9 protein-coding genes are annotated in these 13,233 nt (G+C 34.2%); 2 read left to right on the forward strand and 7 right to left on the reverse strand.

The window, feature by feature from the left end; all coding sequences use genetic code 11:
- Position 1 precedes the first annotated feature (1 nt).
- Together NLJ00_RS22380 and NLJ00_RS22385 are read right to left on the reverse strand one after the other, a co-directional pair.
- Positions 2–1,006 carry a mannose-1-phosphate guanylyltransferase gene (locus NLJ00_RS22380; RefSeq protein WP_256635469.1) on the reverse strand — a complete coding sequence of 335 codons (1,005 nt, stop codon included), beginning with the start codon at positions 1,004–1,006 and terminating at the stop codon, positions 2–4.
- A complete protein-coding gene (locus NLJ00_RS22385) occupies positions 996–1,430 on the reverse strand; it encodes an adenylyltransferase/cytidyltransferase family protein (protein WP_073485088.1) in 435 nt (144 codons plus the stop codon). Before NLJ00_RS22385 ends, NLJ00_RS22380 begins: the two co-directional genes overlap by 11 nt.
- Positions 1,431–1,984: 554 nt before the next feature.
- Here NLJ00_RS22385 and NLJ00_RS22390 point away from each other — a divergent pair.
- The gene (locus tag NLJ00_RS22390; RefSeq protein ID WP_053470229.1) at positions 1,985–2,452 is read left to right on the forward strand and encodes a UpxY family transcription antiterminator; all 468 of its coding nucleotides are present in this window, start codon (positions 1,985–1,987) and stop codon (positions 2,450–2,452) included.
- Between the two features lie 53 nt (positions 2,453–2,505).
- Here the strand turns inward: NLJ00_RS22390 and NLJ00_RS22395 are convergent, their stop codons facing one another.
- The 5 genes from NLJ00_RS22395 to NLJ00_RS22415 all read right to left on the reverse strand — a co-directional run bounded on the left by NLJ00_RS22395 (position 2,506) and on the right by NLJ00_RS22415 (position 6,909).
- Entirely contained in the window at positions 2,506–2,709 is a 204-nt protein-coding gene (locus tag NLJ00_RS22395; protein WP_053470230.1) for a helix-turn-helix domain-containing protein, read from the reverse strand.
- 61 nt (positions 2,710–2,770) lie between these two features.
- A complete protein-coding gene (locus tag NLJ00_RS22400; RefSeq protein WP_256635470.1) occupies positions 2,771–3,004 on the reverse strand; it encodes a helix-turn-helix transcriptional regulator in 234 nt (77 codons plus the stop codon).
- Positions 3,005–3,497: 493 nt separating this feature from the next.
- Positions 3,498–5,687, reverse strand: a complete 2,190-nt coding sequence (locus NLJ00_RS22405; RefSeq protein ID WP_256635471.1) for a hypothetical protein — start codon at positions 5,685–5,687, stop codon at positions 3,498–3,500.
- Entirely contained in the window at positions 5,684–6,421 is a 738-nt protein-coding gene (locus tag NLJ00_RS22410) for a hypothetical protein (RefSeq protein WP_256635472.1), read from the reverse strand. The genes NLJ00_RS22405 and NLJ00_RS22410 overlap by 4 nt, the downstream gene beginning before the upstream one ends.
- 11 nt (positions 6,422–6,432) lie before the next feature.
- On the reverse strand, positions 6,433–6,909 hold the full coding sequence (locus tag NLJ00_RS22415) for a T9SS type A sorting domain-containing protein (RefSeq protein ID WP_180858758.1): 477 nt from the start codon (positions 6,907–6,909) through the stop codon (positions 6,433–6,435).
- A 953-nt stretch (positions 6,910–7,862) separates the two neighbouring features.
- On the opposite strand from NLJ00_RS22415, the gene NLJ00_RS22420 reads away from it, so the two are divergent.
- Positions 7,863–13,190 carry a polyketide synthase gene (locus NLJ00_RS22420; RefSeq protein ID WP_256635473.1) on the forward strand — a complete coding sequence of 1,776 codons (5,328 nt, stop codon included), beginning with the start codon at positions 7,863–7,865 and terminating at the stop codon, positions 13,188–13,190.
- The last annotated feature ends 43 nt before the right edge of the window (positions 13,191–13,233 follow it).

The following is a 13,233-nucleotide window of genomic DNA, read 5'->3' on the forward strand; positions in this document are numbered from 1 at the left end:
TTTACAGCAGCGGAGAAGCAATCGATTCTAATTGCTGATAAACTTGTTTTACTTCCTGAGAATTTTCTTTTTGCAAAACCATCAAAGCATCGGCGGTGTAAATCAAAATGCAATTTTTAACGCCAATAAAAGTGGTATGCAGTGAAGTTCCTATAACAATATTTCTGTTGGCATCAATGGGATGTCCTTTTTGAACCAAATAATCATAAACCGATTCGAAAGAACCTAAATCTGACCAGCCAAAATGTGCAGGAACAACTTTAATGTCTTTACTTCTTTCCATAACAGCATAATCAATGCTTATAGACGGAATTTTTATCGACAATTCGTAATTCAAAAACCCATTTGTATTGTTTTCCCAGGCTATTTTTGAAGCTTTGAAAACTTCGGGTTCCTGTTTTTCTAGTTCGGATAAAAACTTTCCGGCTTTGAAACAAAAAAGTCCGCTGTTCCAGAAATAATTTTTCTTTTTAAGATATTTTACTGCCGTTTCAAAATCGGGTTTTTCGTGAAATGCGATTACATTTTCATCTTCAAATTCGATATAACCGTAACCCGTTTCCGGTTTAACGGGTTCTATGCCAAAGGTTACTAAATAATCCTGATTGGCTAATACAATAGCGTGCCATAAAGCATTATTGTATAAATCGCTGCCTTCTATAATATGGTCTGAGGGGGTTATCAATAAAATATCGTCTGGTTTTGATGCAAATGCGGCAAAGGCAATTGCTGCGGCTGTATTACGGGGGACGGCTTCTACAATATGAGTAAAATGCTTATTGAGTTTTGACATAATCGCATTCGTCATTTTGTAGTTTTCAATATTTCCAACAACTATCATTTTGGTTGAAACATTTTCGTTACGAGCCACTGTTTTTTCAAAAAGTGATTCTCCGTCAAAAAGTTCAAGATATTGTTTTGGAAGTGTTTTTCTGGAGAGAGGCCATAATCTGCTGCCAACTCCGCCGGTTAAAACTACATGAGTAATAGTGGTACTAATTGCCATTAGAATGTATTAAAATTTCTTTTTGATACACTTCATGACGAAGGTTAGTACTCGAAAAACGATGGTCGCGGGTATTAAAATACAACTCGATTCCTTTTTCTTCGCAATAAGCTCTTCCGGTAAAGTCTTTCTCTTTATATTCATCTCCTAAAACACGCATATCGATAGTAAAAGATTTCAAAATATCTTCTAAATCCTGCTCTGTTGCATAAGGTACAATTTCATCGACAAATTTACACGCTTTTAACTGTATGTATCTTTCAACAACAGTCTGCGTTGGTTTGTTTTTTGTTGGGCGGTCTAACGTTGGATCAGTCTGCAGGCCAACAATTAAATAATCACAATTTTGTTTCGCTTCTTCAAGCATTTTTACGTGTCCCGCGTGCAGCAAGTCAAAGGCACTAAAGGTTATTCCAATTTTCATCTTTTTAATGTTTTAAATTAAATAATCAGTTTATGAATGGAGTAATGATTTGTGAAAAAGTATTGTGAACCTGTTTACTGGGGTTTGGGCGCTATTTTTTAAATTTTAAAAAATGGGTTCCCCGTGAATAGTTACATCTGTACTACTCAAAAAAGAAAAAATTTAAGGATATAAAAACTAAAAATATTGTGGTTTTTGACTGTTTTAAAAAAATTAAATCCTGTTATGCAAAACAGAAAATTAAAATCCATAATATCAATCTGAATACAACAATAATTTAAGATAAAATTATGATAATGAAGCTGATAAGAAATTACTTTTTTGTAACTAAATGTCCTGAATAAGGAAAAATTAGCATGAAAACCATAAATAATTTTCGTCTCTCCAGATTAAATTTACATCCTATATTAATACTGAAATGGTGCTTCAAGACTTATAAATCTTTAACGATTATTAACAGTTATAAGGAAAACCATTTTTAGAAAAAAATAAATACCAATACAGCTTACCTTACTTTAAACTGATTTACAATTACTATAAATAAATTAAGAATTATGAAGTGGTATGTAGTCTATACAAAACCCAAATGGGAAAAAAGAGCAGCAGAACAATTAACGAAGTATAACATTAATTGTTACTGCCCTCTGATTAAAAAAACACAGCAAAGATCTGATAGAAAAATAAAGGTAGAAGTACCGTTATTTAATAACTACATCTTTGTGCAAATACCTGAAAAAGATAGAAATATGGTGTTTTATTCTCCCGGTGTAGTTCGGTATTTATTTTGGTTGGGAAGACATGCAATTGTAAAAGACCAGGAAATCGAGACGATAAAAGAATGGCTTAATTGTGGAGATACTGCTAAGGAAATTTCAGTAATGCAGTACCAAATAGGAGATAAAATACATTTGAATTCCGGGCCTTTTTGTGATCAGAATGCCGTTATAAAAGACATTACAAAAACGCATTATGTTTTAATTTTAGAATCTTTGGGATATGTTTTAAAAGTAAAACATAAGTAATAACATAAATAAAAACAGAGTTCTTATAGGAACTCTTCTTTTTCAAAAAAATACTAATTGCTCAATCTGAAAATTTCACTTTTTTTGATTCCTAAAATTTTAACCAGTTTATCCAGTTTTGACAATTTTAGGTCAATCATTCCATTTTCAATTTTTTCATATTTTTTTACACTTATTTCCATCTGAATAGCAACATATTCAGGAGTATGATTATTCTGCAACCGATACTCTTTTATTCTTAAGTAGTAATTTTCCATAACTTTCATTTTTAATTATTTATTTTATCTATTTAAGCTTCTTTTCTATTTTCCAGATATTTTATCTGGTTGTATCATTAAAAAAAATCGAAACATCGAATTTAAATATGAACTCAATTGAGACTTCTAAAACTTTTGAAATTTCAATTAATTTAGACACTGTCAAATCAACATCGCCTCTTTCAATTTTGCCATAACCGCTGGTGCTCATTTTTAGTTCGGCCGCCACATATTCTCTGGTTAGATTTTTTAATTCTCTTATTTTTCTAATATTTTCGTATACACTGTATTTCATAAAACAAAAAATATAAATAATCCTTATTTTGAGATTACTATTGTACCTCAAAAAATACAATAGAGTGATAATTTGTTTTTCATTATACTTTGTAAAAAAACTACTATTTTACAATAACTGTTTAATTATTAATAAAGAATAAAGCTAAATGACCGTTTTTATTTAGTATTCTTTTTAATTCGTGGTTAAAAATATATATTGTTTTCAGTTTATAATAATAAATCTGTTCAAAGGATTTTAAAATCCGATAAAATACAATTTGCAGCCTTTTACAACTATCATATTGAGGTAAAAATGGCTGAAAAACTTCTTTAAAAATTACTTAAACCAGTATTATCAGCCGCTTTAAAACATTGATTATGTAAGATTTATAATAAGATTTTGATGTTTTTTGAAGTAATTAAAAAATATTCCTGTTAATCAGAAATTGAAGAATAAAAAAAGGTTCAGATTAAATAATCTGAACCTCTAACTGTTTTTTATTTCTGTTTTTTTATTGTGTCACCAATAACTGCGGATACGGATTTGGTGTTGTGTTAATTATTACCGTAGGCACGCCTACTTTTACATTTACCAATAATTTACTTAATGTAGGATTTGCTGATAATGTAGAGTTTACATAAATAGCCGAAGAATCATAATATAAGTTTGATGGTTTTGCTACTACAACATTTCCTGCAACTGTTGAATTTAAAATGTAATGAAAAGTTGAATTGTACACTACAGGCGCAAACATATTAGAACTGTCTGAGAATTTACATCCTTCAATATAAGTAATCATAGCATTTAAAGTTGCTGCTGATGAAGTGTTATTGAAAAAGTTAGAACTGTATATCGAAATTGAGTTACTGTTGATTACGCTCGCTCCGGTATAATTACTAAAATCACAATTGGCAATTACAGGATAATTTTGTGCTCCCATGTCTAAAGCAGTCTGACCTCTGTCGAACTTACAGTCTACCCAGGCATTTAAGTTATTTGGTCGGGTTGCCTTCATTGACATTGCCGTAGTACAATTTATAAACTGACTTTTGTAATACATGGTTTTGTCGACATAACTCGATGTGTTATAATCTCCTGCGTATGGTAACAATGGTTCCTGGAAGAAACCTCTGGTACAATTTACAAAACCTAAATATTCAAAAAAGTTATTATCAAGTCCCATAATTTGATACAGGTGAATTCCGTTAGTCTGATCTCTAAAAGTAATAAACCTTAAATTTGCATAAGCAATCTGGCCAATTCCAACTCCATTTCTTTTACCTGCATATATACCCGTGCTGCCGCCTTGCAGCGTTAAATAGGCCAGAATAAAATTAGTATCAGTTCCTGTGTCTAATGTAATTAAAGGGAAATCATCTTTTAAACCTACAATTACTGTTTTTCCGGTTCCCTGTCCTATTATACCATGATTTCCGTCAAGATGAACATTTAAAGTACCGCCTATATAGAATATTCCTTCCGGTAATTCTGCAATTCCTTTTGTATCAATTAGGTTTTGAATATACGCTCTTTGATCTGCTTTTCCGGTTCTTTCTGTTTTCCAGTTTGGTCCCAGCGGATCTGGCAGCGTTTCCCACGCAGTTCTTGCCCAAGGTGTATATTTTGTTCCTAAAATAGTATTGCTAATTGCAGATACAACTGCTGTATTTGTAATCGTACTGGTTTGCTCCACTCCATTATATTTTATGGCGTTGCTTTTGTCTAAATTCCCCAGTAAATCAAAACCTGTCACCGTTCCGCTTCCTCTTTTGTATGCTCCTTCTCCATCGATTAAAAACATATTCGTTCTTGCCGATATCACATCATTTGACGTACGCAGGTATTTATTTAAGAAAGATACATTTTGAGCATCAATATCATAAGATCCTGTTTGAACAGCAGAATAAGCATTTCCACCTCCAAAATCAGTAATTTTTAAATTACCCATATTTTTAGCCGTAAACATTGCTTTTGTTCCTTGTCCGTTTAAATTCCATCCTTCGCTGTCAACCCCAACAAAAGTAGCCGATTGTAATCCGGCAATATCTGTCGCGTCGCCCGCAGGAGTTAAATAATTAGAATGCAGGTTTACGTTTCCATAACTTGGCGTTGTGGCATTTCCTTTCATTATTAACTGATTGGAAATAGACTGCGCCTGATGCTTTATGATTTTATTATTTCTGAAATAACCGGATGCACTGCAGTCAAACTTAATTTGTCCGCCAATATTGATCAGTTCATTATTAACTAATTGTGCTCCGCTTCCATTAATGTAAACATATCTTAAAGTTTTAAGAACGCAATTTGTTATAGGCGCGCCCGGTTCAAAAGTAACCGTTCGGTCTACAAATGAAAGTTGTTCGATGTGTACATTGGTACTTCCGGCAGCGATTTTAATATTTGATACTTTAGATAATGTTGGATGTCCGTATAATCTTTGATTGCTTTTCATCACAAGATCTACTCCCGAATAATCTCCTTTTTCTAAACGAACAGCACCATATTGATCTAAAGCAGCCTGAAGCGTTCCTTTTTGCGCAAGCGGCAATAAATGAGCCTCAAAATATTTAATTTCTTCTATTTGATTATTTATGCCTGTTGGTGGTTCCGGTACGGTAACCGGAGCTTCTTCAAGAGCATATTGGTAGTTTTGTGAAAAAACTGCTGTTGAAAAGAGTAAAAAAAATAGTAACTTTTTCATTGTCCCGATATAATATAGGAATTTGTGCCTGTTTTTCTAAGAAATCCAAATCTTACGTTCCCGGCAGCGCTTGTAAACTTTGCACTTCCGCTTGCCGTATAGTTTATTGTTACTCCAGAAGATGCCTGAATGGTTAATACCGCACCATTATGAGCTTCTAAATTAATAGTATCGCCTGTCAGCATACTCGTAAAATTAGATGTTAATGTTAATGTAGATGTTGCGGTACATTCTATTGTATTATTTACATCTGTAGTAGTAATGTTTCTGGAAGAGGTAAACGGAATAATTGCCGCTCTTGGTGTTGTAGTAGCTGTACCTACCAGTCTTTCGGCTGTTTTTGCATGTAATGCATAAGGAACACTCAAAAGCTGTGTAGTTCCCATAATGTTATAATTAGCTCCTCCGCTTACATCAACTTGTGTCTCTATAAAGTATGGGCCTTTTTCCCATGCAATTGCACTAAAAGTACCTGTAGTAATATTTCCTGTTCCTATTTCAAGAGAAACCAAACCATTGTTATTGGTAGTCGCAGAATGTGTTTCCTGATAAACAATAGTTCCCGCTGCACTGCCTTGATGTACAATAACTCTTAGGCTTATTCGTGTGTTAGCAACCAAGTCATTATTCTGTGATCGAATAATGGCCTGATAACTCATTTTTTCTGGTGATTGTGCATATAACTTAAGCGTAACAGTCACAAATAATACTAGTATGGTAAGCGCAGATTTCATTGTCTTATTCTTTATTTTTTTAATATTTTAAATGATTCCAAAATTTTGCCGTCTACATATACCACAAGTATATAAAGAGAAGGAGTTAGGTTATTTAAACTAACCTGAGTTTCGGTTTGATTAATTTTGTTTTGTTTTAATAGTCGGCCCTGAATGTCATAAAGTCTGTACAATCGGTCTTTACTTTCTAACTCTGGTGCTTTCAGGCTTACATTAACAAAATCTGCTGCCGGATTTGGGAAAACTAATATGGATACTTCAGGCACCTCAACTTCCGGATTATCCAAAGTTTCATCTGATTCTTGCTGTTGTATTCCCTGAGCTACGTTATAACCTGTTCCAATGTAGGTATAGAATACTTGTCCAATTGAATATGTTACAGATCCTGAACTTCCGGTTGCGTTACTTCCGGATGGAATTATAGTTTCCATGGTATCATTTACCGGCGTATTTTGACTAATCCCTTTAAAAGGAATAAACGCCATCATAATTATGAGTAGGTTTAGGTTTTTTATATTTAAATACTTCACAGTGCTATAGGCCTTATAATTTATGCTGCAAAAATATTTATTAGCAAAATAAAATCGATATAACGAATTTTATTTCCGATAAACTACACAAAATGTAGTATTTTAATGACTATTTACCTACATCAAAAAAATGTTTTTCTATAAATTAATGCGATTATTTAAAAAAAAATAGCTGCCAATATAACTTAAATAATAGTTCCAAAAATTAAATATTTAACGCTAGTATAAACTGGTTGATACTTAATTACAACGGCAATTTATTTCACTAAATTATATCTCTAAATCCTTTTTATTTAATCTTTAATTATGAAGTGCTTTTATAAAAAAATACGCACTAAATTAACAGTTATCTTATTGAATACAAGATATTTACAGACAACAAAGCTAAATATTTTTCTATAATAAACCATTACTAAAATAAAGTTTTTCCTTACAAAGGAAAAAATGGTCTGAATAAGGAATTATTGACTTTTAAAAATAAGTCCGCAGATAATTTTGACTGTAATTTTATCTCGAAAAAAGCTCCTCTTATTTAATGAGAAAATTGCAGACCTAAAATTGATTGAAAAGCGAAGGTCAATTTTAAAAAAAATATCCCAAATAATTCAAAATATGCAATTCATCGAGAATAATGGCTTTATACAGAAAATGCAAGTATTAGTAAAAAAAAATTACTTTTTTTGATTAACATATTGATTACTAGGACATAATTATAATTTCAATAAATGCCAAATCAATGATTAAAAACTACTTATAACCTCTCATTTATTTATTAACGAAGCAGACCATTGTAAATAAAAAATACAGTCATTTTATAATGAGCTGTAAACCCGGATGTAAGTCGCGTTTTTCTTAGTTTCCCATTAATTGAATCTTATTATTTGTTCTACTCTAATTTTAATACCATTAAAATGAAAAGAGCTAACAACAATAATTTAGCCAACGACAGAAGTTGGACCAAAATGGCGTATCCTAAAAATACGTTACCGGAAATTTTTGCAGAGCAGGCTGCTTTATCTTCCAATTCAATAGCACTTGAATCTGGAGACGAACAGGTTAGTTACGAAGAGTTAATAAAAATGACCAACCAGCTGGCAAATTATTTTTTAACGCAGGGTTTATCTTCCGGACAGATTGTTGCTGTATCAATGGAGCGAACTCCTAATTTAGTGGCTTCACTTTTGGCTATTTTACAATGCGGCGCGGCCTATTTACCATTAGATCCAAAATTTCCGGCGGTACGTTTAGAATTTATGCTTGAAGATTCTGGAGCCAGTTTTTTGCTGACTACAAAATCACTTACTAATTCATTGCCTGTTTATTCTAAAACGATAGTAATTGAAGACGCTTTAGCTGCACTTGATCAATATCCTGCAGTTCCTGTTTCAGCTTCTGTTTCTTACGATGCGGCGGCGTATATCATGTATACCTCGGGATCTACCGGAAAACCTAAAGGAGTTACGGTTACCCATAAAAATCTAATAAACTTCCTGTTCAGTATGGCAATTGAACCGGGCATAAATATCGAAGACAGATTATTATCGATCACCACAATTTCCTTTGATATTGCGGGTCTTGAATTATTTCTGCCGTTAATAAAAGGTGCAACAGTAGTTTTTGCCGATTATGAAACTACACGTGACGGACATCTTTTACTTGATCTTTTACAGAAAAAAGAAATTACAATATTACAAGCTACACCTACTACATGGCAGTCGCTGCTTGATTCAGGATGGGAAACACCGCTGGCTTTAAAAGCATTATGCGGCGGAGAAGCTATGCCTTTAAATTTAGCGCGCCAATTAACGTCAAAATGCGATTCACTTTGGAATATGTATGGGCCGACAGAAACAACGATTTGGTCGGCAGTAAAACAAATTCAGGCAGATGATGAATTAATTACAATTGGTTTTCCGATTGCCAATACACAAATTTATTTATTAGATGAAGAAAGAAAAGCCGTTGAACCCGGAACAATTGGAGAAATTGTAATTGGCGGAGACGGAGTCGCAAAAGGATATTGGAATCGTCCCGAACTTACTGCCGAAAAATTTATTCCGGATCCGTTTTCTGCAGAACCAAACGCTATTTTGTATCGCACTGGAGACTTGGGAAAATTACTCCCAAATGGAGAATTTCAATGTTTAGGCCGTATCGATCATCAGGTAAAAATAAGAGGGCATCGCATTGAATTAGGCGAAATAGAAGCCGCTCTAAATAGTATTCCTGAAATAAAACAATCTGCCGTAATCGTTAGTAACTATTTTGGCAATGAAGATAAACTCGTGGCTTATTTAAAATCTGGTGCTGAATTACAGGACGAAAAACCAATTCATGAGGCACTTTCAAAGGTTTTGCCCGAAATATTATTGCCATCTAAATACATTTGGGTAGACGAATTTCCGATTACTCCAAATGGAAAAGTGGATAAAAAAAACCTGCCCGTTCCTGAACACAACAGACCTGATTCTGCACCGCCATTCAAGAAACCAAATACGCAGTTAGAAAAAGATATTGTAAAAATTTGGAGCGAAGAATTGCAAATAGCAAGTATTGGTATCGATGATGATTTTTTTGATATGGGCGGAAGTTCTGTATTGGCACAAAAAGTAACGTCGTTAATGAGACAGCAATTAGAACTGGACATCTCTGTTTCAAAAATTTATATTCATCCAACTATTAGAGAACTTGCCAGCACTTTAGAAGAAAACAATACGAAAGAAGATTCGTTTGCTTTTAAACAAACGGACAAACAAACCTCTAACGGAGATATTGCCGTAATCGGAATGGCCGGAAGATTTCCGGGTTCTGATACTATAGAAGAATTATGGGAAAATCTAAAAGAGGGAAAAGAAACCATTTCCTTATTTACCAAAGAAGAATTAGATCCAAGTTTACCCGAAAGTCTTCGTAAAGATCCATTTTATATTGGTGCAAGAGGAATTTTACCTTCGGCTAAAACATTCGACGCTCATTTCTTCGGACTAAATCCGCAGCTTGCCGCCGCAATGGACCCGCAAATACGTGTGTTTATGGAAATTTCGTTTGAAGCTCTGGAACAAGCAGGACATCTTCCCAAACATTATAAAGGAAGCATCGCCGTATATTCTGGAAGTGAAATCAATACCTATTATGAACATAATATATTTAATAACCAAGAGCTGAAAAGTTCGGTTGGAGAATTACAAATCTATACCGTAAACGGAAAAGATTTTATTGCGCCGCGAACTTCTTATCATTTAAATTTAAAAGGACCTTCGGTTAGTGTACATTCTGCCTGTTCCACTTCATTATTGGCTGTAGCCGAAGCTGTAAAAGCGATAAGAACCGGAATGTGTGATATTGCGCTTGCAGGCGGATCGAGTGTGACTTCGCCTATAAATAGCGGACATCTTTATGACGACGGTTTTATTAAAAGTCCCGACGGATCGACAAGATCTTTTGACGCTGCCGGAAAAGGAACTGTTTTTAGTGACGGTGCCGGAGTTGTGGTATTAAAAAGACTGGAAGAAGCAGAAAAAGACGGCGATATTATATACGGCGTAATTAAAGGCGTTGGCGTAAATAATGACGGCGGTGACAAAGGCAGTTTTATGGCGCCAAGTCCGCGTGGTCAGGCCGGAGCGATTATAAATGCTTTTAATGATGCCCAAATTGCGCCTTCATCAATCAGCTATATGGAAGCGCACGGAACTGCAACTCCCGTAGGAGATCCAATAGAAATAGAAGGACTTAAAATAGCCTATGGCAAACAGGAAAAAAACAATTATTGCGCTTTAGGTTCTATAAAAAGCAATATGGGACATACCACAGCGGCTGCCGGAGTTGCGGGTTTAATGAAAGTGTTATTAGCAATGCGCCATAAACAGATTCCGCCAATGGTAAATTTCAACGAACCAAATCCAAATATAGATTTTGCAAACAGTCCTTTTTATATCAATAACAAATTAATTGAATGGGAAACGGATAGCATAAGAAGAGCCGGTGTGAGCTCTTTTGGAATTGGCAGCACAAACGTTCATGCCATTGTTGAAGAATATACAGCAGAACCTCTGCCCTCTTCAGGCGGACGTCCGCTTCAATTATTAATGTGGTCTGCAAAAAGCCAAAACAGTTTATTAGGTTACGAAAATGCATTGGGTCATTTTATTGATAAATCAAGAAATATTCCTTTAGCAGACATTGCTTATTCGTTGAATATTACGAGAGATGATTTTAATCAACGCAGCTTTTTAGTAACAAATTCTACAGATGATGCCGTTGAAAAATTAATTTCTTTAAAAGCAAAAAGTACTAAATCTTCCATATTAAAAAGTGTGCCGAGTGAAATGGGATTTCTGTTTCCGGGGCAAGGCGCGCAGTATCTGCAAATGGGAAAAACACTTTATGATAACGAAAAAGTATATCGTGAAGCGGTAGACAAATGTGCAGCATTATTAATGGAGGATTTAAAATTAGATATTCGCGAAATCCTTTATCCCGAAACTAATTCTGCTGAAGCCGAAGCGCGCTTAAAAGATACCCGTTTAACACAGCCAAGTTTATTTGTCACAGAATATGCACTGGCGCAGTTGTGGATGAGCTGGGGAATAAAACCAACGTTCCTTTGCGGTCATAGTATTGGCGAATTTGCAGCGGCACATTTAGCCGGAATTATGAGTTTAAAAGATGCCTTGCATATTGTTGCGATTCGAGGAAAATTAATAAGCGAACTTCCCGGCGGATCAATGTTAGCGGTACGTGTTCCTGTAGAAAAATTATATGAACTTATTCCTGATACACTTTCGGTTGCTGCCATAAATTCAAGTCAGTTTTGTGTGGCTTCGGGTACAAAAGAAGATATTGCATTATTTAATCAGGCACTTGATGCGCAGGATATTCCAAACAAACTGCTGCTAACAAGTCATGCTTTTCACTCTTTTATGATGGAACCTATTTTGGATTCTTTTAAAGATGAAATAGAAAAAATAAAACTAAATATTCCACGATTACCTATTATTTCAACAGCAACAGGAACCTGGCTTTCAGATACTGAAGCCACAAGTTCAACGTATTGGGTTAATCATTTAAAAAATACAGTACGCTTTGCCGATGCTATGGATACTGCATTTGAATTAGAAGATTATATTTTATTAGAAGTTGGTCCGGGTCAAACCCTTATTACGCTGGCACGTCAGCAGGCGGCTGGTAAAGTTATACCTGCTTTTTCGAGCATTAATTTTCCTAAAGAAGAACAGGACAATGAATATTCGACTTTATTAAATACTGTTGGAGAATTATGGGCGAAAGGGATAAGTCCTGATTGGAAATCTTTTTACAATGAACAGCAAAGACAAAAAATAGAATTACCGGGTTATGTTTTTGATCGAAAACCATGCTGGATTGAGCCTTTAAATGTTATTGAAACGATAGTTGAAAGAAATACAGTTTCTGAAATAGTTCCGAATATTTCTGAAGAAACTGAAAGCGTTTCTGCTTCAGCAAAAGAATCAAGAAAGGAATCTATATCAGTTAGAATTTCAGAAATCATAACAGAAGCATCGGGAATAACTTATGATCCTGATTCGGCTTCCAATACATTCTTAGAATTAGGATTGGATTCTTTATCGCTCACTCAATTATCCGGAAGACTGAAAAAAGAATTTGATCTGCCTATCACTTTTAGACAACTCAACGAAGGATATCCTACTCCATCGCATTTGGCAGATTATATAGATTTAAATCTTCCTGAAGAAGCTGAAAGTAAGATTAAAGAAAATGAAATTGTTTCTAATGAAATTCAGCCTTCTATGTTAACAAATGAAGCTCCATTATCTGTAAATCAAAATCAAACTTCATTAGAGCAAATTATACAGCAAATTCAGCTTTTGAGCCAAAAAGTAGATCAACTGCAAGGATTACAGCATTCATCTGCAAACGGAAATACTTCATTCGTCAATTTAAAAGTAAAACATTTTGATGCTCTTGCATTTAATCATGAAAATCGAGTCGGGACAAACGGATCAAATGGCGTTCATAAAAAAGAAAAAGCTTTTGACCTTTCCAAAATAAACGGACATCTTTTCATTGAAACTAATGCTGAAGAAAAGAAATATACCATAATGGCAAACGAACCACCTATTCACGGCAGTAAACTGGGACGGGACGAAAACGGAAATCCGGCATGGTTTATTGAAGACCCTGTTCAAAAAGGAAAGTTCAATAAAACGATGTTATTAGAATCAGATAAACATAATTAATAATTCAGATTGTCAATTTAAAAACTGTGCAATTACTTTTAAA

Origin of the sequence: Flavobacterium panici, assembly GCF_024499525.1 — a bacterium.
Taxonomy (GTDB): Bacteria; Bacteroidota; Bacteroidia; order Flavobacteriales; family Flavobacteriaceae; genus Flavobacterium; species Flavobacterium panici.